22 protein-coding genes are annotated in these 22,706 nt (G+C 64.4%); 14 read left to right on the plus strand and 8 right to left on the minus strand.

Annotated features, from left to right (window positions below; translation table 11 throughout):
• Nucleotides 1-11: 11 nt before the first annotated feature.
• Nucleotides 12-1,205, minus strand: a complete 1,194-nt coding sequence (gene dapC / locus ACYQ1H_RS10555) for a succinyldiaminopimelate transaminase (protein ID WP_460028011.1) — start codon at nt 1,203-1,205, stop codon at nt 12-14.
• A gap of 156 nt (nt 1,206-1,361) precedes the next feature.
• Entirely contained in the window at nt 1,362-3,071 is a 1,710-nt protein-coding gene (locus ACYQ1H_RS10560; protein WP_460028012.1) for a proline--tRNA ligase, read from the minus strand.
• A gap of 147 nt (nt 3,072-3,218) precedes the next feature.
• On the opposite strand from ACYQ1H_RS10560, the gene ACYQ1H_RS10565 reads away from it, so the two are divergent.
• The 11 genes from ACYQ1H_RS10565 to ACYQ1H_RS10615 all read left to right on the plus strand — a co-directional run bounded on the left by ACYQ1H_RS10565 (nt 3,219) and on the right by ACYQ1H_RS10615 (nt 14,169).
• On the plus strand, nt 3,219-3,650 hold the full coding sequence (locus ACYQ1H_RS10565) for a secondary thiamine-phosphate synthase enzyme YjbQ (RefSeq protein ID WP_460028013.1): 432 nt from the start codon (nt 3,219-3,221) through the stop codon (nt 3,648-3,650).
• A gap of 47 nt (nt 3,651-3,697) precedes the next feature.
• Entirely contained in the window at nt 3,698-4,144 is a 447-nt protein-coding gene (locus ACYQ1H_RS10570; RefSeq protein ID WP_460028014.1) for a DUF411 domain-containing protein, read from the plus strand.
• Nucleotides 4,145-4,201: 57 nt separating this feature from the next.
• Entirely contained in the window at nt 4,202-5,191 is a 990-nt protein-coding gene (glk, locus tag ACYQ1H_RS10575) for a glucokinase (RefSeq protein WP_460028015.1), read from the plus strand.
• Between the two features lie 27 nt (nt 5,192-5,218).
• A complete protein-coding gene (locus ACYQ1H_RS10580) occupies nt 5,219-5,902 on the plus strand; it encodes a protein-L-isoaspartate(D-aspartate) O-methyltransferase (protein ID WP_460028016.1) in 684 nt (227 codons plus the stop codon).
• A gap of 99 nt (nt 5,903-6,001) precedes the next feature.
• A complete protein-coding gene (gene glyQ, locus ACYQ1H_RS10585) occupies nt 6,002-6,925 on the plus strand; it encodes a glycine--tRNA ligase subunit alpha (protein ID WP_460028017.1) in 924 nt (307 codons plus the stop codon).
• Nucleotides 6,918-8,993, plus strand: coding sequence for a glycine--tRNA ligase subunit beta (gene glyS / locus ACYQ1H_RS10590; protein WP_460028018.1), 2,076 nt, complete (start codon nt 6,918-6,920; stop codon nt 8,991-8,993). Before glyQ ends, glyS begins: the two co-directional genes overlap by 8 nt.
• 21 nt (nt 8,994-9,014) lie before the next feature.
• Nucleotides 9,015-9,551, plus strand: coding sequence for a D-glycero-beta-D-manno-heptose 1,7-bisphosphate 7-phosphatase (gmhB, locus tag ACYQ1H_RS10595; RefSeq protein WP_460028019.1), 537 nt, complete (start codon nt 9,015-9,017; stop codon nt 9,549-9,551).
• On the plus strand, nt 9,544-10,314 hold the full coding sequence (locus ACYQ1H_RS10600; RefSeq protein ID WP_460028020.1) for a lysophospholipid acyltransferase family protein: 771 nt from the start codon (nt 9,544-9,546) through the stop codon (nt 10,312-10,314). The genes gmhB and ACYQ1H_RS10600 overlap by 8 nt, the downstream gene beginning before the upstream one ends.
• Nucleotides 10,315-10,962: 648 nt before the next feature.
• Nucleotides 10,963-11,211: an OadG family protein gene (locus ACYQ1H_RS10605; RefSeq protein ID WP_460028021.1), complete on the plus strand. Its 249-nt coding sequence runs from the start codon at nt 10,963-10,965 to the stop codon at nt 11,209-11,211.
• Between the two features lie 40 nt (nt 11,212-11,251).
• Entirely contained in the window at nt 11,252-13,030 is a 1,779-nt protein-coding gene (gene oadA / locus ACYQ1H_RS10610; protein ID WP_460028022.1) for a sodium-extruding oxaloacetate decarboxylase subunit alpha, read from the plus strand.
• A gap of 8 nt (nt 13,031-13,038) precedes the next feature.
• Nucleotides 13,039-14,169 carry a sodium ion-translocating decarboxylase subunit beta gene (locus ACYQ1H_RS10615; RefSeq protein WP_460028023.1) on the plus strand — a complete coding sequence of 377 codons (1,131 nt, stop codon included), beginning with the start codon at nt 13,039-13,041 and terminating at the stop codon, nt 14,167-14,169.
• Between the two features lie 432 nt (nt 14,170-14,601).
• Here ACYQ1H_RS10615 and ACYQ1H_RS10620 read toward each other — a convergent pair whose 3' ends face one another.
• Nucleotides 14,602-15,351, minus strand: coding sequence for an ABC transporter ATP-binding protein (locus tag ACYQ1H_RS10620; protein ID WP_460028024.1), 750 nt, complete (start codon nt 15,349-15,351; stop codon nt 14,602-14,604).
• Complete coding sequence (locus ACYQ1H_RS10625) at nt 15,348-16,091, minus strand: ABC transporter permease (protein WP_460028025.1); 744 nt, start codon at nt 16,089-16,091, stop codon at nt 15,348-15,350. Before ACYQ1H_RS10625 ends, ACYQ1H_RS10620 begins: the two co-directional genes overlap by 4 nt.
• A gap of 126 nt (nt 16,092-16,217) precedes the next feature.
• Here ACYQ1H_RS10625 and ACYQ1H_RS10630 point away from each other — a divergent pair, with 126 nt between their 5' ends.
• The 3 genes from ACYQ1H_RS10630 (at nt 16,218) to ACYQ1H_RS10640 (ending at nt 18,626) form a co-directional block, all read left to right on the plus strand.
• Nucleotides 16,218-17,810, plus strand: coding sequence for a thymidine phosphorylase family protein (locus ACYQ1H_RS10630; RefSeq protein WP_460028026.1), 1,593 nt, complete (start codon nt 16,218-16,220; stop codon nt 17,808-17,810).
• 102 nt (nt 17,811-17,912) lie between these two features.
• A complete protein-coding gene (locus ACYQ1H_RS10635; protein WP_460028027.1) occupies nt 17,913-18,188 on the plus strand; it encodes a hypothetical protein in 276 nt (91 codons plus the stop codon).
• A gap of 12 nt (nt 18,189-18,200) precedes the next feature.
• The gene (locus ACYQ1H_RS10640) at nt 18,201-18,626 is read left to right on the plus strand and encodes a hypothetical protein (RefSeq protein ID WP_460028028.1); all 426 of its coding nucleotides are present in this window, start codon (nt 18,201-18,203) and stop codon (nt 18,624-18,626) included.
• A gap of 76 nt (nt 18,627-18,702) precedes the next feature.
• Here ACYQ1H_RS10640 and ACYQ1H_RS10645 read toward each other — a convergent pair whose 3' ends face one another.
• The 4 genes from ACYQ1H_RS10645 to ACYQ1H_RS10660 form a co-directional block, all read right to left on the minus strand.
• Complete coding sequence (locus tag ACYQ1H_RS10645) at nt 18,703-19,068, minus strand: exosortase system-associated protein, TIGR04073 family (protein ID WP_460028029.1); 366 nt, start codon at nt 19,066-19,068, stop codon at nt 18,703-18,705.
• 139 nt (nt 19,069-19,207) lie between these two features.
• Complete coding sequence (locus ACYQ1H_RS10650) at nt 19,208-19,618, minus strand: exosortase system-associated protein, TIGR04073 family (RefSeq protein WP_460028030.1); 411 nt, start codon at nt 19,616-19,618, stop codon at nt 19,208-19,210.
• A 140-nt stretch (nt 19,619-19,758) separates the two neighbouring features.
• Entirely contained in the window at nt 19,759-20,775 is a 1,017-nt protein-coding gene (gene haoB, locus ACYQ1H_RS10655) for a hydroxylamine oxidation protein HaoB (RefSeq protein WP_460028031.1), read from the minus strand.
• Nucleotides 20,776-20,894: 119 nt separating this feature from the next.
• Complete coding sequence (locus tag ACYQ1H_RS10660) at nt 20,895-22,484, minus strand: multiheme c-type cytochrome (protein WP_460028032.1); 1,590 nt, start codon at nt 22,482-22,484, stop codon at nt 20,895-20,897.
• Between the last annotated feature and the right edge of the window lie 222 nt (nt 22,485-22,706).

Below are 22,706 nucleotides of genomic sequence, written 5' to 3' on the forward strand. Positions count from 1 at the left end.
GTTGTGCGGATTTAGGATTGAAGGAAGTCGCGGATGCGTTCGGCGGCGTCCACGCAGGCATCCAGCGGGGCGACCAGCGCCATGCGGACATGGCCGCGGCCGGGATTGATGCCGAACTGGTCGCGCGACAGGTAGCTGCCGGGCAGCACGGTCACATTCGTTTGTGCGTACAGTTCGCGGGCAAAGTCCTGGTCGTCGGCCGGGGTGCGGGGCCAGAGATAGAAACCGGCCGCTGGGACCGTGAACGCCAGCACACCGGCGAGAATGGTCTGAACGGCCGCGAACTTCTCGCGGTACAGCGCCCGGTTGGCGACGACGTGCGCCTCGTCGCGCCAGGCCGCCAGGCTGGCCTGCTGCACCGGCAGCGAGAGCGCGCAACCGTGGTAGGTCCGGTAGCGCAGGAAGCGGGCGAGGATATCCGCATCGCCGGCCACGAAACCGGAACGCAAGCCCGGCGCATTGGACCGCTTGGACAGGCTGTGGAAGACGACGCAGCGACGGAAGGTCGTGTTGCCCATGGCCCAGGCGGTTTGCAGCAGGCCCGGCGGCGGTTGGGCTTCGTCGTTGTAGAGCTCGGAATAGCACTCGTCGGACGCGATGACGAAGTCGTGGCGCTCCGCCAGCTCGATCAACTGCCGCTGCCGGTCGGCAGGCATGACCGCGCCGCTGGGATTGCCGGGCGAGCAGATGTAGATAAGCTGGCAACGACGCCAGATATCCTCGGGCACGCTGTCGATATCCGGCAGGTAGCCGGCTTCGGCCGTGGTGTTGAGGAAATAGGGCTGGGCGCCCGCCAGCAGGGCCGCACCCTCGTAGATCTGGTAGAACGGGTTCGGCATCAGCACCAGGGGGTTCCGGCCGGGATCGACCACCGCCTGGGCGAAGGCGAACAGCGCTTCGCGGGTGCCATTGCAGGGCAGCACCTGACGGCCGGGATCGACGCTGCCGGCGGGCAGGTGGAACCGCCGTTCCAGCCAGGCGGCGATGCCTTCCCGCAATGCGGGCAATCCCTGGGTGGCGGGGTAACGGGTCAGCTCGGCCAGATGTTCGCTCAGGGTGGCCCCGATGAAGGCCGGTGTTGGATGTTGCGGTTCCCCGATCGAGAGTGCGATCGGCGAGCGGTCAGGTGGCGGTGCAATACCCTGTTTCAAGCGGGCCAGCTTCTCGAAGGGATAGGGCTGGAGCGTATCGAGCAGGGGGTTCATCGCGGGTGGGTCGATTCCGGTAGCCTTCGGGCAAGCCGGGCATTATAGGGGAATGGCGTAACGGGGCAAAATCGATGCCGCCCACGCCACGGCGCCGGCAGGAGCGGGGGTGTTCCGCCGGTTCGTCCCGTGGCCGCGGGATGCCGGGCACGGGTCTCAGGCCTGCCCCAGACGCGACAGCAGGAAGGGAATGACCTCCTCGACGGCGATTTCGAGCGCTTCCGCATCGCGGCGGCCCTTGTATTCGGCGCGGCCCGCCTCCAGCAGGCGCTCGCTCAGGACGATCCGGTGCGGGATGCCGACCAGTTCCATGTCGGCGAACATCACGCCCGGCCGCGCCTTGCGGTCGTCGAACAGCACGTCGATACCGGCGGCGCGCATGGTTTCGTAGAGATGTTCCGCGGTCGCCTGGAGTTTCTCCGAGGTCTGCATGTTGATCGGTGTCAGCGCCACCTGGAACGGCGCCAGCGCCTCCGGCCAGATGATGCCGCGCGCATCGTGGTTCTGTTCGATGGCCGCCGCGACCACGCGCGACACGCCGATGCCGTAGCAGCCCATGATCAGCACCTGACTGCGCCCTTCCTCGTTCAGCACCGTGGCCTGCATCGCCTCGCTGTACTTGGTGCCGAGCTGGAAGATGTGGCCGACCTCGATGCCGCGGGCAATGCGGAGCGCACCCTTGCCGTCCGGACTGGGATCGCCCTCGACCGCCAGACGCAGGTCGGCCACGTCGGGCCGGGGCAGGTCGCGCTCCCAGTTGACGCCGGTCAGGTGCCGGCCGTCGCTGTTGGCGCCGCAGACGAAGTTGACCAGCGCCGCCGCGCTGCGGTCGGCGATCAGCGTGGCCTTGAGGTCGATCGGGCCGACCGAGCCCGGCGCGCAGCCGGCGGCGGCGCGGACCTCCTCGTCGCTGGCGAACTGGAGCGGCGTGGCCACGGCCGGGTGCTTGGTCGCCTTGATCGGATTCAGCTCGTGATCGCCGCGCAGCAGCAGGGCGACGACGCCTCCGTCCGTCCCCCGCACCAGCAGGGTCTTGAGGATGCGGCTGGGGTCCACCCTGAGGAAGGCGCTGACCTCCTCGATGCTGTGCTGGCCGGGCGTGTCGACCGTGGCGAGAACCTGCGGCTCCTCGGCGGGTACGCCGAGAGCGGCGGCCTCGGCCATTTCGATGTTGGCGGCGTAGTCACTCTGGTTGGAGAAGGCGATGGCGTCCTCGCCGGAATCGGCCAGCACATGGAATTCGTGCGAGAGACTGCCGCCGATGGCGCCGGTGTCGGCCAGCACGGCGCGGAATTCCAGTCCCAGCCGCTCGAAGATGCGGCTGTAGGCGGCGTACATGACCTCGTAGGTTTCATGCAGGGATTCCTGGGTCATATGGAAGGAGTAGGCATCCTTCATCAGGAACTCGCGGGCCCGCATCACGCCGAAGCGTGGGCGGATTTCGTCGCGGAACTTGCTCTGGATCTGATAGTAGCTGACCGGGACCTGCTTGTAGCTCTTGATTTCGTTCCGCACCAGATCGGTGATGATTTCCTCGTGGGTGGGGCCGAGGCAGAAGTCGCGCTGATGGCGATCCCGGAACCGGCACAGCTCCGGTCCGAACACCTCCCAGCGGCCCGAGTCCTGCCACAGTTCCGCCGGTTGCACGGCGGGCATCAGCACTTCCAGGGCGCCGGCACGCTCCATCTCCTCGCGCACCACCGTCTCCACCTTGCGCAGCACCCTCAGACCCAGTGGCAGCCAGTTGTAGAGGCCGGCCGCCAGCTTGCGGATCAGGCCGGCGCGGATCATCAGCTGATGGCTGATGATCTCGGCATCGGCAGGGGTTTCCTTGACGGTGTTGAGCGGGAATCGGCTGGTGCGCATGTGGGCAGAGGGGGCGGGGTCGAAAAGATGGCCATTGTAGCCGGTTTGCCTGGCCTGCGGGGCTCCCGGGGACTGCCCACCCGGAGCGGGTGGAGGCGCCTGCCATCCGTCTGGCCGGGATGCCGCGCGCGTGTATGATAGCTACCCATGTGGATACAGAAGACGTTGACCCTGAAGCCGCGGCCACGCGGGTTCCATCTGGTGACCCAGGAGCTGCTCGGGCAGTTACCGGAACTCGGCCGGATTCGCGTCGGCCTGGCGCATTTCTTCATCCAGCACACCTCCGCGTCGCTGACGCTCAACGAGAATGCCGATCCCGATGTCCGCCGCGATCTGGAGGCGCATCTGCGGCAGCTGGCACCGGATGCCGCGGCGCACTATGTGCATGTCCTGGAGGGCCCGGACGATATGCCCGCTCATATCAAGGCCAGCCTGATGGGGGCCAGCGTCAGCGTGCCGATCACTGACGGGCGCCTGGGCATGGGCATCTGGCAGGGCATCTATCTCGGCGAGCATCGCAACCATGGCGGTCCGCGCCAGGTGGTCGCGACGCTCCAGGGCGAGGCTCGTGAGGCCTGAGTCCGTCGGTATCGCCGTTTGCAACTCCCGCAACCTTCGGAGCCACCATGAACAAGCGCCTGTCCATATTGCTGCTGGGGCTGGTCGCCCCCGCATTCGCTGCCCCGCCGGCCCCGGTCGAGATGACGGTCTACCGCAGCCCCACCTGCGGTTGCTGTGGCAAGTGGGTGGCGCACATGCGGCAGAACGGTTTCGCCGTGCAGGACATCCAGACCGAGGCCATGGACGACATCAAGCGGCGATACGGTGTCCCGACGACGCTGCAATCCTGTCACACCGCCCTGGTGGGCGGCTACGTGGTGGAGGGGCATGTGCCCGCCGCGGATGTCAGGGCACTGCTCGACGGCCGGCCGGCGGTAGTCGGCCTCAGTGTCCCGGGGATGCCGGCCGGCACGCCGGGCATGGAGATGGGCGCGCGCAAGGACCCCTACGCGGTGGTGCAGTTCGACCGCAGCGGCCAGGCAAGCGTCTTTCGCGATCACCGCGCTCCCTAGCGAGGCGGGCGGGGGGCTTCGTCCGATGGTGTCCGTTCACGTTCAGGAGAATCCAGCATGCTGCTAGCCGGCGACGTGGGTGGCACCAAGACCATCCTGGCCCAGTACGAAAAGACGACCGACGGTCTCGAGCGGGTGCGCGAGCGGCTGTTCCCCAGTGCCGACTATGCCTCGCTGGACGAGGTCGTCGCCGAGTTCCTCAGCGATCAGAGTGTTCCCCTGGAGGCTGCCTGTTTTGGCGTGGCCGGCCCGGTATTCGACGGTGCCTCGCGCATCACCAATCTGCCGTGGCTGATCGAGGAGCGCTCCCTAACGGTCACGACCGGCGTCCAGCGGGTCAAGCTCCTCAACGACCTGCAGGCGATGTCGCTGGGGCTGCTGCGGCTGGGTCCGGAAGAGTGGCTGGAGCTGAATCCGAATGCCGAGCCGGCCACCGGCAACCGTGCCGTGCTGGCTGCCGGCACCGGTCTTGGCGAGGCCATCCTTTACTGGGACGGCATGAACTATCACCCCATTGCCACCGAGGGGGGGCACAGCGATTTTGCGCCCAATGACGAACTGGAGGATGGCCTGCTGGCCTATCTGCGCCGGCAGTTCGGCGGCCATGTCAGTTGCGAGCGCATTCTCTCGGGCGCCGGCATCGCGCAGGTCTATGCCTATCTGCGCGAGATCGGTCACGAACCTGAATCCCCGGCGCTGGCCCGGGCGCTGGCGACGAGCGATGATCCGGCACGGGAGATCAGCCAGCATGCGCAGGCCTGCCAGGATCCCCTGGCCCGCGCGGCCCTGCATCGTTTCGCCAGGATCTATGGCGCCGAGGCCGGCAATCTGGCGCTCAAGAGTCTGGCCCGCGGCGGGGTGCTGATCGGGGGCGGTATCGCGCCCAAGATTCTCAACGCTCTGGTGGAGAACCATGCCTTCATGGAGGGATTTTGCGCCAAGGGGCGCTTCGCCGATTTCCTCCGCCATATCCCCGTGCGCGTGGCGCTCAATCCCAACACCGCGCTGCTCGGCGCGGCGGACTATGCGGCGCGCTGTCTTCTGTAAGGGGCCCCGCCGGGCGGACGGCCCGGCATGAGCGGTCGGGAAGCGGCGCTGGCCACCGAGCGCGAGCGACTGGTCGAGGAGATTCAGGCCGAGATTCGCGCCACCGCCGCCCAGACCGGCATCGAGCGACTGGGGACACGGGTGCTCGATGCCTTGCGGCGGGTGCCGAGGCACCGCTTCGTGGCCGCCGGGCTGGAATCCGTGGCCTATGTCAATGCGCCCCTGTCGATCGGGCATGGACAGACGGTCTCGCAGCCCTACATCGTTGCCCTGATGACCGCCCTGGCCGGGCTGGAAAGCGGCGCCCGGGTGCTGGAGATCGGTACCGGGTCCGGCTACCAGGCTGCCGTGCTGGCCGAGATCGCCCGCGAGGTCTACTCCATCGAGCGGGTGGAGGACCTTGCCGAGACGGCGGCCCGGCGCCTCGGGGCGCTCGGCTATGCGAACGTGCAGGTCCGCTGCGGCGACGGTTTCGCCGGTTGGTCCGAGCAGGCGCCTTTCGACGCCATTCTGGTGACGGCCGCCACCGACGCCCCACCACCACCCCTGCTGGCGCAGCTCAGGCCGGGCGGCCGACTGGTGATTCCCCTCGGCGAGGCCGGCGATGGCCAGGAATTGACGGTGGTCACCCGCGAGCCGGGTGGCGGTTTCGCCAGCCGGAGTGCTCTGGCGGTCCGGTTCGTGCCTTTCGTGCGGGATGCCTCGGCCTGATCCGATGGCCCTCCGAAGGGGGAGGTGTGGCGGGCGGTCGGCGCAATTTCGCTATAATCGGTGGCTTTCTCCTCCTTCTCGCCTACCGGAGCGGCCTGCGTGACGCTACAACAACGCGATGTTTCCACCTTCCAGGGGTTGATCCTGGCGCTGCAGGACTACTGGGCAGCGCAGGGCTGCGTGATTCTGCAACCGCTGGATCTCGAAGTCGGCGCCGGCACCTTCCACCCTGCCACCTTTCTGCGGTCCATCGGGCCGGAGCCATGGAACACGGCCTATGTGCAGCCCTCGCGTCGTCCGACCGACGGCCGCTATGGCGAAAATCCCAACCGTCTGCAGCATTACTACCAGTTCCAGGTGATCATGAAGCCCTCGCCGGCGGACTTCCAGGAACTGTACCTGGGGTCGCTGCAATATCTGGGCTTCGATCTCGGCGAACATGACATCCGCTTCGTCGAGGACAACTGGGAATCGCCGACCCTGGGCGCCTGGGGGCTGGGCTGGGAGGTCTGGCTGAACGGCATGGAGGTGACGCAGTTCACCTACTTCCAGCAGGTGGGAGGGCTCGATTGCCGGCCGGTAAGCGGCGAGATCACCTATGGTCTCGAACGCATCGCCATGTACTTGCAGGCCAGGGAGAGCGTGTTCGACCTGATCTGGGCGCGCGGCCCGCAGGGCGCGGTGACCTATGGCGACGTCTATCATCAGAACGAGGTGGAAATGTCGGCCTTCAACTTCGAGCATGCCGATACCGCCTTCCTGTTCAACGCCTTCGATGCCTACGAGCAGGATTGCCGACGCCTGATCGAGCTGGATCTGCCGTTGCCGGCCTACGAGATGGTGCTGAAGGCTTCCCACGCCTTCAATCTGCTGGATGCGCGCAAGGCCATTTCGGTCACCGAGCGCCAGCGCTTCATCCTGCGCGTCCGCGAGCTGGCCAAGGCAGTGGCCGAGGCCTATTACCAGCGTCGCGAGCGTCTGGGGTTCCCGATGCTGAACCGGGGAGGCAAGGCCCATGGCTGAGGTCCGCGACCTGTTGTTCGAGCTCGGCACCGAGGAGTTGCCGCCCAAATCCCTGTTGACCCTGAGTCGTGCCCTGCAAGCGCAGGTCGAGGCCGGGCTGGGCAAGGCCGGTCTGACGTTTGCCGACATCGAGTCCTATGCCACGCCGCGCCGCCTGGCCCTGATCGTCCGGTGCCTGGATGTTGCGCAGCCGGATCAGGAAATCGAGCGGCGCGGCCCGGCGGCGCAGGCGGCGTATCAGCCGGACGGCTCGCCGTCCAGGGCGCTGGAAGGTTTCCTGCGCAGTTGCAACGCCACCGCCGAGCAACTCATCACCCTGGAAACCGACAAGGGCGCCTGGGTAGCGGTGCGACAGACCGTCAAGGGGATGCGCACGGCCGAGAGGGTGCCGGATATCCTGCGCCAGGCGCTGGCCGGCTTGCCCATCGCCAAGCGCATGCGCTGGGGCGACGGCACGGCGGAGTTCGTGCGACCGGTGCACTGGGTCGTGCTGCTGTTCGGCGACGAGGTGATCGAGGCGGACATCCTCGGCATCCCGACCGGCCGGACCAGCCGTGGCCATCGTTTCCATGGCCAGGGATCGATCACCCTGGCGTCGCCGGCCGACTATGCCGCCACACTCGAACGCGATGGCCGGGTGCTGGCCGATTTCGCGACGCGCCAGCGCAAGATCCGGGCCCTCGCCGAGGCGGCGGCAGCCAGCGTCAATGGCCGGGCCGTCATCGATGACGACCTGCTGGACGAGGTGACGGCGCTGGTCGAGTGGCCGGTTCCCGTGCTTGGCGGCATCGAGGCGCGCTATCTGGAGCTGCCGGCCGAGGTGCTCATCACCACCATCCAGAACAACCAGAAGTATTTCCCGGTCAAGGACGCCCAGGGCCGCCTGCTGCCGTATTTCATCACCTTCAGCAATCTGGACAGCACCCGGCCCGATACGGTGCGCGAGGGCAACGAGCGCGTGGTGCGGCCACGCCTCGCGGATGCCGAGTTCTTCTGGAATCTGGACCGCAGGCGCACCCTGGAAAGCCGCGTCGAGGAGCTGGGCCAGGTGACCTTCCAGAAGACCCTGGGGTCGCTGCTCGACAAGAATGAGCGTGTCCGTCACCTGGCGCAGATCATTGCCGAGCGGCTCGGTTTCGACGGCGCGGCCGCCGATCGCGCGGCCAGGCTGGCCAAGGCCGATCTGCTGACCGCCATGGTCGGCGAATTTCCCGAACTGCAGGGCATCATGGGCCGCTACTACGCACTGGCGGAGGGCGAGCCCGTGGCGATCGCGATGGCGATCGAAGAGCAATATCTGCCCAGGGTCTCGGGCGGGGCACTGCCTGAAACCGATACCGGCCGGGTGCTGGCGCTGGCCGAGAAGCTCGATACGCTCGCCGGCATCTTCAGTGCCGGTCTGATCCCGACCGGCGACAAGGATCCCTATGCCTTGCGGCGTGCCGCCCTCGGCGCGATCCGCATCATCATCGAGTCCGGTCTGGAACTGGATGTGCCGGAACTGCTCGATGCCGCGCTGGGGCAATTCCGGCACGCGTTCGATGCCGGCAAGACCCGTGAACTGGTGCATAACTTCATGCTCGAGCGCCTGCGCGGCTACTGTCTGGACCGCGGTTACCGGCCGGACGAGTTCGAGGCGGTGCTTGCCGTTTGGCCGGCCAGCCTGGTCGACTTCGAGCGCCGTCTTGGTGCCGTGCGGGCATTCCGGCATCTGCCGGAGGCCGAGAGTCTCGCCGCCGCCAACAAGCGTATCCGCAACATCCTGCGCAAGGCCGGGGAGGCGGTGGTCGCCAATGTCGATGACGCCGGGCTGAGCGAACCCGCCGAGAAGGCACTGCTTGAGGCGGTGCGCGATGCACGGGAAAGCACCCTGCCGATGCTGCAACAGGGCGACTATGCGGCTGCTCTGCGCCGGCTGGCGCAGCTGCGCGCGTGCGTGGATGGTTTCTTCGATACCGTCATGGTCATGGCCGAGGATGCCGCCCTGCGCCGCAACCGGCTGGGATTGCTGGCAATCGTCGAGGGGCTGTTCCTCGACATTGCCGACATTTCCAGGTTGCAGGGCTGATGGTCCTGTCTGGCTGACGACATGCGCTTCGTCATCCTGGACCGCGACGGGGTCATCAACGAGGATTCCGACGCCTTCATCAAGGCGCCGGAGGAATGGGTGCCCATCCCCGGTAGCCTCGAGGCCATCGAGCTGCTGACGCTGAGGGGCTACCGGATCGTTGTGCTGACCAATCAGTCAGGCATCGCCCGTGGCTATTTCGACGAGGCGATGCTGGAGCGTATCCATGCACGCATGCTGGCGGCGGTCGAGGCGCGTGGCGGCCGGATCGAGGCCATTTTTCATTGCCCGCATGGCCCCGAGGATTTCTGCGCCTGCCGCAAGCCGCGGCCGGGGCTCTTCCAGCAGTTTGCCGAGCGCTTTGGTGTCGAGCTGACCGGCATCCCGGCGGTTGGCGATTCCTTCCGCGACCTCGAGGCCGCCCGTGCGGTCGGGGCGGCGCCGATCCTGGTCGAGACCGGCAAGGGCGAGAGGACGCTGGCACGCTACCCCGATCTCGACCTGCCGATCTGTTCCAATCTCTACGAAGCCGCCCAGTACATTCTTCACCATGGTTAACCCGCTGGTTGTCCTGCGTTCCGCCGTCTACCTCACGGGACAGGTGCTGTCGACCCTGATTCTCGGACCGGTCATGCTGCTGCTGTCGCCCTGGCCTTTCGCAACCCGCTATGCGGCGGCCAATCGCTGGGTGCGCTGGAACCTGTGGCTGTTGCGCACGGTGTGCGGCCTGAGCTACCGCGTCACCGGCGCCGAGCATATTCCGGCGGAGGGCAGCGGCCTGATACTTTGCAAGCACCAGTCCGCTTTCGAGACCCTCGCGTTGCAGGTCATCTTTCCGCCGGTGGTGTTCATTCTCAAGCAGGAATTGCTGCGTATTCCGGTCTGGGGCTGGGCAATGGCGACCCTGGAACCCATTGCCATCGATCGGCAGGCCAGATCGGTCGCGCTCAAGCAGATCCTCCGGGATGGCGTGAAGCGGATCGCGACCGGACGCTGGGTCGTACTGTTCCCGGAAGGTACCCGGGTCGCGCCCGGTCAGCGCGGCAGGTTCGGTTCCAGTGGCGGCTTGCTGGCCCAGCGCGCGCGCTGCCCGGTGATTCCGGTCGCCCACAACGCCGGAGAGTTCTGGGGCAGGAACGGGTTCCTCAAGTATCCCGGTGTCATCGAATTCCGGGTGGGGCCGGCGATCCACGGCGCCGACTTGACCGCGACCGAGATCAATGCCGCAGCAGAGTCCTGGATCGAGTCGGAAATGGCCAGGATCTCCGGACAGGGACCTCGTTTCCCGGGCCGGGACGATGGCATTCCGGTGGGTCGATAGCCCATTCCCCATGGCCATGACAACCCAGCCAAATACTCGGAAATTAGGGTCATCATCGAATCCTGATGATTCTCAATTGCCTGATTTTACTATGGAAAATCGCGGGTCCCGGTCAGGGGGGCAGGCGTCAGGGAAAAAAGCTGGACACCCCTCGTTTTTTGATTAGACTTGCCCGCTGTCCCGGCCGGGTGGGCGCAAAGAGGCTGACCCGGGCTGGAGAATGAAGAGGAGGAGATGCCCTGAGGGGCCATAACAATAACAACGGCACTGGCCATGGTCGCGATGCTGTCTGCTTGGGACCATTCTGGATAACAACAATAAAAAACGCCTGCGATAGCAGGCTTTTTTTTGCCTGCCGACGCCAGGCAAAAAAAAGCGACCACGAGGGTCGCCGAAGGAGGAGAACTGCCGAAAGTACGTAGTGACTGAGTCGAGCGCGTCGTCGGTGTTCCGTTGAGGTTGGATATAAGTTTTACACGGAAGTGCCCGCAGTTCTAATCAGGAATGCTTATGATACGGATAGGCGTTGCTTAATGGAATTCTGCTAGGGCGCGGCTGGCCGGGGCGGGGTTCGACTTTCACGGGGCGCCAAATTATCATAGCCAGACCTTGCAGGGCCTGGTGGCCCCACCGTCTGTCCGAGTCTCCATGGAACCCTCGCTTTCCGAACTGTTGCTGCCCGGTCTCAAGCTGATGCTGGTCGGTATGGGTATCGTTTTCCTGTTTCTCTCGCTGCTGGTCTGGGTCATCGGCGCCACGGCCCGGCTGGTCAAGTCCAGCGATCAGGCTCAGCCGGTTGCCCAGCGCGTTCCGGCAGGCGCCGAGGCTGACGAGGCCGAGCGGGTTGCGGTGATCGCGGCCGCGCTCCGGTTGTCCCGTGGTTTGCGGAGACATTGAGCGTCCCGACCCGCCCTGCCCAACACAGAAGGATTCAATCATGGCCAAACCCCTGGGTATCACCGATGTCGTCCTACGCGATGCGCACCAGTCGCTGCTGGCAACGCGCCTGCGCATCGATGACATGCTGCCGATCTGCAGCAAGCTCGACAAAGTCGGCTTCTGGTCGCTGGAGAGCTGGGGCGGAGCAACCTTCGATGCCTGCATCCGCTACCTGGGCGAGGATCCGTGGGAGCGTCTGCGGACGCTGAAGAAGGCCCTGCCGAAAACGCCGCTGCAGATGCTGCTGCGTGGCCAGAACCTGCTGGGTTATCGGCACTACGCCGACGATGTGGTCGAAAGGTTTGTCGAGCGCTGTGCGACCAATGGCGTGGATGTCTTCCGCATCTTCGACGCCATGAACGACCCGCGCAATTTCGAGCGCGCCATTCGGGCCACGATCGCCAACGGCAAGCATGCCCAGGGCACCATTTCCTACACGGTCAGCCCGGTGCATACCATCGACATGTGGGTGGATCTGGCCAAGCGCCTGGAGGACATGGGGTCACATTCCATCGCCATCAAGGATATGGCGGGCTTGCTCAAGCCCTATGATGCCCATGAACTGGTCTCGCGGCTGAAGCAAGCCGTCAGCGTACCGATTCACATGCAGTGCCATGCGACGACCGGTCTCAGCACGGCCACCATCATGAAGGCGGCGGAAGCGGGTATCGATAACGTCGACACCGCGATTTCCTCCATGAGCATGACCTATGGCCACAGTGCGACCGAGGCGGTGGTGGCCGCCCTGCAGGGCCAGGAACGCGATACGGGCCTGAATCTCAAGCTGCTCGAGGAGATCGCCGCCTACTTCCGTGAGGTGCGCAGGAAATACGCGAAATTCGAAGGGACGCTGCGCGGGGTGGACAGCCGCATCCTGGTGGCTCAGGTGCCGGGCGGCATGCTCACCAATCTCGAGAGCCAGCTCAAGGAGCAGAATGCGCTCGACAGGTTCGACGCCGTGCTCGATGAAATTCCCAAGGTGCGCAAGGATCTCGGTTATATCCCGCTGGTGACGCCCACCTCCCAGATCGTCGGCAGCCAGGCGGTCATCAACGTGCTGATGGGGGAGCGCTACAAGTCCATCACCAAGGAGACCCAGGGCGTGCTGCGCGGCGAATATGGCGCGACTCCGGCAGCCGTCAACAAGACCCTGCAGAAAAAGGTTCTCGGCACCGACAAGCCGATCACCTGCCGGCCGGCCGACCTTCTGGAACCGGAACTCGACAAGCTGGCAGCGGAGCTCAAGGCGCAGGCCGCACAGGACGGCGTCAAGTTGGCCAGGGACGAGATCGACGATGTGCTCACCTACGCGCTGTTTCCGCAGATCGGCTACAAGTTCCTGCAGAACCGCGGCAACCCCACGGCTTTCGAGCCGCCGCCACAGGCAGACGAGAGTGTGGCCGGCGAGGCTGCCGGCGCTCTCGACGTGACCGTCAACGGGCGCAGCTATCGGGTCGAGAGTGCGGATGCCGGCGCGCTGGTGGTCAATGGTCGCCGCTACACGGTGGCGATCACGCCGGCGGGTGAGGCGACCGTTGTCGCCGCATCACCGGCTCAGGGTGGCGGCGAGGTGGTGAAGGCGCCCATGGCCGGCCATATCCTGCGCATCAATGTGGCTCCCGGGCAGCACGTCGAGCCGAATACCGTGGTCATCGTCATGGAGGCCATGAAGATGGAGACCGAGATTCGGACCCGCACGGGCGGCATCGTCGCCAGTCTCGCCGTCAAGGTCGGCGAGACCGTGGCGTCCCAGGATGACCTGCTGACGCTGGAATGAGGTAAGTCATGGAAGGTTTGATGCAGCTCTGGGCCAGCACCGGCCTGTCCAATTTCCAGCCGGGCCAGGTCGTCATGATGACGGTCGGCATCGGCCTGCTTTACCTTGCCATCAAGAAGGAGTTCGAGCCGCTGCTGCTGCTGCCGATCGGTTTCGGCGCCGTGCTCAGCAACATTCCGGTGGCCGGGATTGCGGAGGAGGGTGGCTTGCTCTCCTATCTCTATTTCGGCATTAAGTCGGGGATATTCCCGCTCCTCATCTTCATGGGGGTCGGCGCCATGACCGATTTCGGTCCCATGCTGGCCAATCCCAAGACCCTGTTGCTGGGAGCCGCCGCCCAGTTCGGCATCTTCGGCACCCTGTTCGGCGCCCTGGCGCTCAATCTGGTGCCGGGCATCAGCTTTACCTTCAAGGATGCCGCCGCAATTGCCATCATCGGCGGGGCCGACGGGCCGACCTCGATCTATGTGGCATCCAAGCTGGCGCCGGAGCTGCTGGGGGCCATTGCCGTGGCTGCCTATTCCTACATGGCCCTGGTACCGCTGATCCAGCCACCCATCATGCGGGCGCTGACGACGCCTCAGGAGCGCCTGATCGAGATGGCCCAGCTGCGTCATGTCGGGCGGCTGGAAAAGATCATCTTTCCCGGATTGCTGCTGATCCTGACCGCGATGCTGCTGCCGTCGGCGGCGCCGCTGATCGGCATGTTCTGCCTCGGCAACCTGATCCGTGAATGCGGTGTGGTGGACCGTCTCAGCAAGACGGCGCAGAACGAGCTGATCAACGTCGTCACCATTTTCCTCGGCTTGTCGGTCGGCTCCAAGCTCAGTGCCGAGCAGTTCCTGCGACCGGAGACGCTCGGCATCCTGGCGCTGGGCGCCATGGCCTTCAGTTTCGGCACGGCTTCGGGCGTCATCATGGCGAAGCTCATGAATGCCTTCTCCCCGGACAACAAAATCAACCCGCTGATCGGTGCCGCCGGTGTTTCGGCTGTGCCGATGTCGGCGCGCGTCGCCAACAAGGTGGGGCAGGAGTCCAATCCGCACAATTTCCTGCTCATGCACGCCATGGGGCCCAATGTGGCCGGCGTGATCGGTTCTGCCGTCGCAGCCGGCGTACTGCTGGCGCTGGTGCAGTAGGGCTTCATCCTGGCCGCCGACTGTCTGGTCGCGCGCGGCTGCAAATCGGTTCAGGCGATATTGCCGTCATCAGCGCGGACGGGGTGGTCCTTCCGCATGCCGGCGATGTTCCCGTATGACAGGCTTGCGGCGCCGGGCGCACTCACGTAGGGCGCAGGTGCTGCGTCCCGGTCCGGGCTCCTCCGCCTCTGCCGAGATTGCCGCCGAGGCAGCGCCCCTCCTTCTTCCCCGCTTGTCCGGGTCTGAGGTTTCCGCTCGGCCCGCAAGGGTGGCTGCATCCGCTGCAACCGCATGACCGGCCAGGGCAGCCAGACGCGGCGCGATCTGCGCTCTGGCGGCCAGTCCGCGGGATCGGGTCGGCAGGCTCCCGTGAGCCGGTGCTGGCAGGTTGCTTCCCCCCGCGCCCCGGCCTTGCCACCGGGCCGAACATCCCTAGAGCAGGCCAGCCAGCGCCGGACACTCCCGCCGCAGGCGTTGCCTGAAATCCTCGATGGCCAGCGAATCGCGTTGCGCTCGGGGGATATCGACCGGGATGTCGCCGACCACCCGGGCCGGCGATGGGGACAGGAATACCAGACGGTCGCCCAGTTCCACTGCTTCGCCAAGATCGTGGGTCACGAACAGCACGGTATGCGGGCGCTCCATCCAGAGCTGCAGAATCAGTTGGCGGATACGCCGGGCCGTGGGGGGGTCCAGTGATACCAGCGGCTCGTCCATCAGCAACAGATCGGGATTGACGGCGAAGGCGCGTACCAGGGCGGCGCGGCGACTCATCCCCAGCGAGAGTCGCTCCGGGTAGAGCGCCTGGATGGCGGGTGGCAGGCCGACCACGTCGAACAGGTGATCGACATGGGTTCTGTCATGATCCTCCGGCAGCGCCAGGGCGATGTTCTCGCGCACGGTTCGCCAGGGCAGCAGGCGTGGATTCTGGAAGACGTAGCCCAGACGTGGCTTTGCCCCCGACGGCAGGTCGCCATGACGGATCTGGCCCTCGAAATCCGCATCCAGGCCGGCCAGCATGTTCAGCAGGGTCGTCTTGCCGCAGCCCGAGGGACCGACCAGGCAGACAAAGGCACCTGCCGGAATGTCGAGCCGCAGGTTCTCGATGATGGTTCGCCGGGTGACAGCGGTGTCTGCCTCCGCATACTGTTTGCGCTGGATCAGCAGCGAACAGCCGGTCATCGTCGCCACCCGTGGGTCCTGCGCTCCAGGGGTTTCAGGCACAGCGTTTCGATGACCTGCACCACCGCAATGAAGGCGATCGAGTAGGCCAGGATGCCGGCCACGTCGAACATCTGGAAGAACAGGTGCAACTGGTAACCCATGCCATTGCTGCGGCCCAGCAATTCCACCACCAGGATGATTTTCCAGATCAGTGCCAGGCCGGTGCGGGCCGCGGTCAGCAGGAACGGCAGGAGCTGCGGCCAGATGACGTGCCGCAGGGTTCTGGCCGGACCGAACCGGTATACCCGCGCCATTTCCAGCAGGTCCCGGTCGAGACCGCGCGCGCCCTCCCGCAGGGTGACAATGACGTTGGGCAGCTTGTTGATGATCACCGCCGCCAGTGCCGCCGTTTCGATCAGCCCGAACCAGACATAGCAGAGAATGATCGTCACCAGTGCCGGAATGTTCAGCGCGATCACCAGCCAGCCATTGAAAAACCGGTCCAGGCGCGGATGGCGGCCCAGCACCAGGCCAATGGCCGAACCCAGCAGCATGGACAGCGTGAAGCTGACCGCAAGACGCGCCAGGGTAATGCCGAGATGGTAGGGCAGGCGGCCCGAATCCACCTCCCGTATCAGCATCTCGAAGACCCTTGCGGGCCCCGGCAGCAGCGATGAATGCGCGTACCAGGCCGCCAGCTGCCACAGCAACAGCAGAACGGACGACGAAAGCAGGGGTACGAGCAGGCGTCTGGCCATGGTCCAGGAAGACGGGCGACAACAGGGCGGCTTTGGCGGAAGCCCCGGTAAAGGCCTGCTATTGTAAGGCCTGGACGGGCGGCAGGTCGGCACTGCCCCTGTTTTCACTCCAGACGAGGACCGATCATGAACCATGAGCGCATCGATCCCGAAGCCTCCACCGCTACCGACCCTGTGTCGGCCGGCTCCACGACACGTCTGCGCCTGCGCCGCGTGGCCATCGATACCTACCACGAGAATGTTGCCTACCTGCACCGTGACTGCGGTGTCTACCGGGCCGAGGGATTTCAGGCGTTGGCGAAGATCCGGGTTGCCTGCGAAGACCGGGTCATCGAGGCGGTGCTCAACGTGGTCGACGACGACCGCATCGTCGGCACGGACGAACTGGGTCTCTCGGAACAGGCATTCGAGCAGATCTGCGTTGGCGATCGCGGCGAGGTGCAGGTAGCGCAGGCGGAGCCGCCAGCGTCGATGGATGCGGTGCGGCGCAAGATCGGTGGGCATCGGCTGACCCAGGAGGACTACCGTGCCATTACCCGCGACATCGCCGATAGCCGCTACTCCAAGATGGAGATGGCCGCCTTCCTGGTCGCCACCGGGCAGAATGGCCTGGATCGGGACGAGGTCTTCATGCTCACCCGGGCCATGCTGGAAACCGGTACCCGTATCGACTGGAACGAGCCGCTGGTGGCCGACAAGCACTGCATCGGCGGTATCCCCGGGAATCGTACCTCCATGCTGGTCGTGCCGATCGTCGCGGCGCATGGGATGCTGATTCCCAAGACCTCCAGCCGTGCCATTACCTCCCCGGCGGGTACCGCCGACACCATGGAGCTCCTGGCGAAGGTCGATGTCGAGCCGGAGACGCTGGATCGCCTGGTGCGCCACGAGCGCGGTTGTCTGGCCTGGGGTGGGACCACCCGGCTGGCCCCGGTCGACGACTTGCTGATCTCGGTCGAACGGCCGCTGGGTATCGACTCCCAGGGCCAGATGGTGGCCTCCATCCTGTCGAAGAAGCTTGCGGCCGGCTCCACCCATCTGTTGCTCGATATTCCGGTTGGCCCCACGGCCAAAGTGCGGCAGATGCGCGAGGCCATGCAACTGCGCAAGCTGTTCGAGTACGTGGGCGACCGCATGGGCCTGCATCTCGAAGCCATCATCACCGATGGTCGTCAACCGATCGGTCGTGGCATCGGCCCGGTGCTGGAGGTCCGTGACGTGTTGCTGGTGCTGCAGAACGATCCGGCGGCACCGGTGGACCTGCGCGAGAAGTCGTTGCGACTGGCGGGACGGATCATCGAGTTCGATCCGGATGTGCGTGGCGGGCAGGGCTATGCGATTGCCCGTGAAATCCTCGAATCCGGTCGTGCGCTGACGAAGATGGACCGCATTATCAAGGCGCAGGGCGAGAGGCTCCAACGCCCGCCGTTGGGTCGGTTGAGTTTTGTCGTGCAGGCCGACAGCAGCGGCATCGTCACGGCTATCGACAACTATTTTCTGGCCCGACTGGCCCGACTGGCCGGCGCGCCGATTTCCCCCGGCGCGGGCGTGGATCTCTTGCGCAAGCTGGGCGAGCGGGTCGAGCCGGGCGACGAGCTTTATCGTGTCTACGCCGAGTTTCCCTCCAACTTCGAGTTTGCCCGCGATTTTGTCGCCAACGGCAGCGGCTACAGACTGGGTGAGACGGTGTTGCCGTCACGCTATTACGTCGACTATTGAGGGGGGAGGTGAGGGGGTCCCGGTTGCCGTTGTGCCTGTCTTGCCGGATGCATTATTCTGGTTATCGTAAGATACGATTTTTTACCGACGCACGGACAACTCATGGATATGCGAACAACAGGCCGCCTGGCCTTGCTGGCGGTGGCCATCTGGCTGGCGGGCTGCGCCCCTTCGGTCGGTGGTATGGGAATGGGTGGCATGGGCATGATGGGTATGCCCATGGGCGGTTTCGCCTATGGCGGTGCCTGGGGGCATTCGACCAACGTGGCAGTCGTCAATAACCATACCACCGATGTGTATGCTTCCAGTCGGACCAGCAACACTTTCGTGAATGATGAGCATCGCGATAATTTTTACCACCCTGGCCGCATCCGCTGAGGAGAACATGGCATGAAGCGATTTTGGGCGTTGGCGGGTTTGGCGCTTTGTGGTTCGGTCTCGGCTTCCGAGCCGGAAGGTATTCGCAAGCTGGACCCGGCCTGGAAGGAGATGGAGCACCGCGTCGGCAAATTGCTGGGGCAGGCCGATCAGCGAAAATTGCTGGATATGGCTTATGCCCAGGTTGCCGTCGATGCTTGCCCCGGTTTGGCGATCGACGCCAAGGGTTTCGAGCACGCCTTTGCCGGGATGGCGGGCAAGGGGCAAAGAACGCCCACCGAGCAACGGCGTTTCGAGAACGAAATGATGGTCGACTTCGGTGTCTACACCGGTCTGGTACTGGCGGAGAGTTTTCTCGACAAGCCGGTTTTTTGCGAAGCCGTCGAGAGGATCAGGCAGAAAGCGGGTGGCCCCTCGCATTTCTGGTTGCCCCGTTGAAAGGGGAGGTCGGACAGCCCAGCAGGGCTGTCCGAGGGGTTTTGAGTCTGAGTGGCCGGATGTTGCCGCCGGATTTTCAATCCGTCATTTCTGGCGCGGCATAGGTGGTGGGATCGTCGAATCGCTCGAATACATAGGGCGGGTTGATCATGCTCTTGGTCGGAACCGGGCTGCTGATGATGTCGAAGACGCCGGTGCTGGTTCTGCCCAGGGTTTGCAGGGTGCCGAGAATAATCCCGCCCGGGATCCCGGCAAAGATGTTGGTTTCCCTGCTGGCCCAGCTGATGCTTTTGGGTACCTCTATCAGGCCGGTGAAGAGATTGGCCGTTCCGCGGATGAACTTTTCCGAGACATCCGACAGATAGTCGCCTCCCCAGCTGACCGGAGTATAGGCGGCTGCACTGATGAGAGCTGCCATGACAACAAGTTTTGGAAATTTCATGATATTGACCTGCTGGCTATTGCTGGTTTATCGGGTGAAAAGGGGTGCCTCCCGTACGGTCATCGCTGCGGATCGCATGACACGGTGATTCATGACGCGCCATCCATCCGTCGCTCTGTCCGGTCCGGGAGTCTCGAGGTCAGGGTTGTGACGGCGCCGGCTGGTTGCCGGCCGGTGTACCGGGTGTGGTTCTCGCCGTCGTCCCGCCGTAAGTGGTCAATTTGTCAAAGTCATAGAACACGTAAGGGGGATCGATCAGGTTGCGGGTGGGGATCGGCGTGAGAATGACGTCCAGCACGCCAATACCGGTTCGGCCGATGGTTTGCAAGGTGCCCAGCAGCAGCCCTCCGGGTACCCCGAGCGCGGGGTGGGTTTCGTGGCTGATCCAGGCGATGTTCTTGGGTATCTCGACCAATCCGGTGAACACATTGGTGATGCCGCGCGTGAACTTTTCCGAGGTTTCTGAAAGGTAATCGTCGGCTTGTGAAAAGGCCGTCGAGGTGGCTGCCGAGAGCAGGGCAGCAATCAGTATCCGTGGCATGGGTTTCATCTTGGTCTCCTTCAGATGGTGGTTTGGATTGCGAGCTATATTCCGATGGGTATGCGATGGCTTTCTGGTCAGGTCGTTGGGTTTCGTTTTGCTGGTCGAATTGTCGGGCCGATCTCGTGGCGTTCGCTTGCCGCAATGCTTCACGTCCTGGCTGGCAGGATTTCATGGATGACGAGGTAGGCGCCCCAGGTTGACTGGTGCACCAGATGGGTGTCGGGCAGCGGATTTTCCAGTGCCTGCGTAAAGGGCAGCAGCCGTGCCAGCAGGGTTCGTGACCCCGCCTCCGTGGTGATCCGCCAGGCCTTGACCCCACCGCCGGGTATTTGCTGGACCAGGTAGTTGCCGAGGTCGCCTGCCTCGCTGGCCCAGCGCCTTACCGCCGCAATCTGTGCATGAATGTTCGGCGCCGGGGGGAAATACCGCATTTCCAGGGGAATTTTGACGCCGCTCAAGGCCTCGATCTCTCCCAGCCGTGCCAGGTCGTCCACGCAGACCAGCCAATACAGCGGCCGGTTCGAAGGCAACGCCCTGCGAATATCCGCCAGTGCCTGCTCGGCATCCATGGTCAGCCATTTGGCCAGCTGGATCGCGGGCTGCTCGTCTCGTGCGGCTCCGCCCGCGGCCTTGATCCAGAAGTCCCGCAGTGGGGAGTCGGCAAACCCTGACCTGGCCGCCTGTCTCGGCCAGGTTTCCCGCCCGGTGAGGAAGTGAATCCGCTGAGCGTTGTCCCACCAGCTCAGGAACAGGGCATCCTCTTGCGTATGTTCGCGGATGGCCTGTGCCGTGCTCCCCCACAGCGACATCCTTGTGCCCGGTTCAGCGGCCAGTCCCGTGCCCGGATTGGCCGGGTAAACGATCACGCTCCGGGCTTGCCCTGCATCATCCCGGTAATCGACGATGCCGAGCCGGATATCGACGCCCCGCCCTGTCTCGATGCGGTAGTTCGACAGTCGCTCCACCGGGAAACGAGGCGATATCCCGCTGTCCCGCAGGTCGCTGCCAGGGCGAATATCGAGCAGTTCATGGCGAGCGCTTGGGTGCTGCGCCTTCCATGCGTTCCCGATCATCCAGGCGCTTCCCGCCAGCACCAGGCCCAGTCCCAGCAGCAGGGGAAGCCGGTTTAGGTCTGCCATCGACAGCGGGTTCGGCTTTTTCATGGTCGCGGCTTGCAGGTTTCCAGGTGGGTGGTCAGGGGCGACTCAGGCATGCTCCGCCACCGGGTGCCGGGAGGGCTGGCGAGAGAAGACGTCGCCCTGACCTTGGCCCGATGGCCGGGTCATGACCGCTTTTTCCTGAGCAGGACATAACGGAGGATGAAGATGCCGCCCAGGGTAATCAGCACACCCGGAATGAATCCTCCAAAGCCCTGGCGGGATTGCTTGGCTTCCTCCCGCAGACGGGTGTTTTCATCCATGATTTCCGAGTAATCCCGCAGCAAGGGCGACCAGCCTTCGGTATAGGTGAAGCCGCCAGGATTGTTGTGGAACAGGCCCTTGTACAGCTTGATCAGGTCGTGTTCCCACATGTCGGCATAGATGCGCTCCACCCGGCTCGGGTTGTTGCCCTTGGCCCAGAAGAGCTGGAAGAAGCCACCCGCGGCGTCCTTCTCGGGATCCGGCGGCAAGGGGCGGTTGCTGTTCTGACCGACCAGCAGGCCGTCCTTGAACAGATCCTCGACCACCTTCTTGGCTTCCTGCTCGACTTTCAGACCCGCGATGGTGCCCTTGTCGGCTGCCGTGAGCGCACTCTCGGCAAAGCTTCTGGAGTGGCAGTTGGAGCAGGTCTTGAGCCACATCTCCTTCCGCTCCTCGAACCAGGGATGGTTGAGGTTGTCGGCAATGGCCGGCGTGGGATTGAAGGCCCAGCGTACCTTCTTCACGAGATTGTGCGAGAACTGACCGTTCGCCTCGAAGTGACAGTACTGGCAGGTCGGCGCGGTGTAGTTGCCCTTGGTCAGGGCATCCTTGAGCGGTGCCTCGAAATTCCAGTTGGCCTTGCCGAGCGTTTGATAGACCGTGCCATGCTTCGAGGTCATGTAGTTCTCGAACTCGTTGTGATCGACCCCGTTGTGGCAGGTCGCGCAGGCTTCCGGCTGTCTGGCCTCAGCGGTGGAGAAGCTGTGGCGGGTATGGCAGCCGTCGCACTTGTTCTGCTGGTAGTGGCATTGGTCACAGCCCTGCGCGATTTCCCGCTCCGGCATAGCCGCCCAGACGGCGGTCTCGACATTGGCCTTCCAGTCGAAGGCATGCGAAGGATGGCCCTTGCCCCATTGCTTTTGCGGCCATTCCTGTTCCTTTTCCGATTCGGCTTCGGCGAACTCGTTGACATGGCAGGTGCCGCAACTCGCCCGATCCGGCATCACCAGCGTCTTGTCGTGTTCGATGGCAGTAGCGCCGACCTTTCCATGGCAGTCGATGCAGCCGACCTCCTGAAGCTTCTCGCCCTCCTTGAGCAACTGTTGCTGCATCAGGTTGCGTTCGACCTCGGCCAGCTTCTGTTTCTTGTAGAACCGCGGATCATTGGCGTCGGTTAGATTCCGGAGCGCCTCCAGATTGGCATGGGTGCTGTTCTTCCATGCATGGTAGGCACCGGGCGTAATCGACTGATGGCAGGCCACGCACATGTCGCGTTTGACCTCGCCGGGAACGGTGCTCGGCGGCTTGTAGAAGTCCTTGGGATTCCAGTATTTCTGGATGGGAATGGCCTCCCAGTATTGCCCGTGCTTGCCCTTGCCGGGATGATCCCGGTAGTACTGCTCCTTCAGCTTGGGAAACGATGTCCCGTCCACCGCAGCCATGGCATGGCCGGTGATCAGGGACAGACACATGAGGATCGCCAGGAACACGAACTTGGTCAGGATTTTCATTGTTGTTCTCCCCTGAGTCCCGGTTGGCCGAATGGCAAGATGCAAGACGCGCAGAAAGTATCGACAAAAAACAAAGGGACTGTCAACCCTGATGCTCCTGGTGCATCGGGGCGTCTGTGAGCACCCTCCTCAGGCCAGGGAGGATGCAGGGAGGTGGGGGTGCCGTTGGTGGTGATGCCTGAACCGGATGAGGCATCCGCGCGGCGATGGCCGGGAAGCGGG

The sequence above is a fragment of the Methyloparacoccus murrellii genome, assembly GCF_054657115.1.

Excerpts from the sequence above, each read along its gene's own strand:
- dapC (WP_460028011.1), bottom strand. The coding sequence starts at position 1,205 with ATGAACCCCCTGCTCGATACGCTCCAGCCCTATCCCTTCGAGAAGCTG.
- ACYQ1H_RS10560 (WP_460028012.1), bottom strand. The coding sequence starts at position 3,071 with ATGCGCACCAGCCGATTCCCGCTCAACACCGTCAAGGAAACCCCTGCC.
- ACYQ1H_RS10565 (WP_460028013.1), top strand. The coding sequence starts at position 3,219 with ATGTGGATACAGAAGACGTTGACCCTGAAGCCGCGGCCACGCGGGTTC.
- ACYQ1H_RS10570 (WP_460028014.1), top strand. The coding sequence starts at position 3,698 with ATGAACAAGCGCCTGTCCATATTGCTGCTGGGGCTGGTCGCCCCCGCA.
- glk (WP_460028015.1), top strand. The coding sequence starts at position 4,202 with ATGCTGCTAGCCGGCGACGTGGGTGGCACCAAGACCATCCTGGCCCAG.
- ACYQ1H_RS10580 (WP_460028016.1), top strand. The coding sequence starts at position 5,219 with ATGAGCGGTCGGGAAGCGGCGCTGGCCACCGAGCGCGAGCGACTGGTC.
- glyS (WP_460028018.1), top strand. The coding sequence starts at position 6,918 with ATGGCTGAGGTCCGCGACCTGTTGTTCGAGCTCGGCACCGAGGAGTTG.
- gmhB (WP_460028019.1), top strand. The coding sequence starts at position 9,015 with ATGCGCTTCGTCATCCTGGACCGCGACGGGGTCATCAACGAGGATTCC.
- ACYQ1H_RS10600 (WP_460028020.1), top strand. The coding sequence starts at position 9,544 with ATGGTTAACCCGCTGGTTGTCCTGCGTTCCGCCGTCTACCTCACGGGA.
- ACYQ1H_RS10605 (WP_460028021.1), top strand. The coding sequence starts at position 10,963 with ATGGAACCCTCGCTTTCCGAACTGTTGCTGCCCGGTCTCAAGCTGATG.
- oadA (WP_460028022.1), top strand. The coding sequence starts at position 11,252 with ATGGCCAAACCCCTGGGTATCACCGATGTCGTCCTACGCGATGCGCAC.
- ACYQ1H_RS10615 (WP_460028023.1), top strand. The coding sequence starts at position 13,039 with ATGGAAGGTTTGATGCAGCTCTGGGCCAGCACCGGCCTGTCCAATTTC.
- ACYQ1H_RS10620 (WP_460028024.1), bottom strand. The coding sequence starts at position 15,351 with ATGACCGGCTGTTCGCTGCTGATCCAGCGCAAACAGTATGCGGAGGCA.
- ACYQ1H_RS10625 (WP_460028025.1), bottom strand. The coding sequence starts at position 16,091 with ATGGCCAGACGCCTGCTCGTACCCCTGCTTTCGTCGTCCGTTCTGCTG.
- ACYQ1H_RS10630 (WP_460028026.1), top strand. The coding sequence starts at position 16,218 with ATGAACCATGAGCGCATCGATCCCGAAGCCTCCACCGCTACCGACCCT.
- ACYQ1H_RS10635 (WP_460028027.1), top strand. The coding sequence starts at position 17,913 with ATGGATATGCGAACAACAGGCCGCCTGGCCTTGCTGGCGGTGGCCATC.
- ACYQ1H_RS10640 (WP_460028028.1), top strand. The coding sequence starts at position 18,201 with ATGAAGCGATTTTGGGCGTTGGCGGGTTTGGCGCTTTGTGGTTCGGTC.
- ACYQ1H_RS10645 (WP_460028029.1), bottom strand. The coding sequence starts at position 19,068 with ATGAAATTTCCAAAACTTGTTGTCATGGCAGCTCTCATCAGTGCAGCC.
- ACYQ1H_RS10650 (WP_460028030.1), bottom strand. The coding sequence starts at position 19,618 with ATGAAACCCATGCCACGGATACTGATTGCTGCCCTGCTCTCGGCAGCC.
- haoB (WP_460028031.1), bottom strand. The coding sequence starts at position 20,775 with ATGAAAAAGCCGAACCCGCTGTCGATGGCAGACCTAAACCGGCTTCCC.
- ACYQ1H_RS10660 (WP_460028032.1), bottom strand. The coding sequence starts at position 22,484 with ATGAAAATCCTGACCAAGTTCGTGTTCCTGGCGATCCTCATGTGTCTG.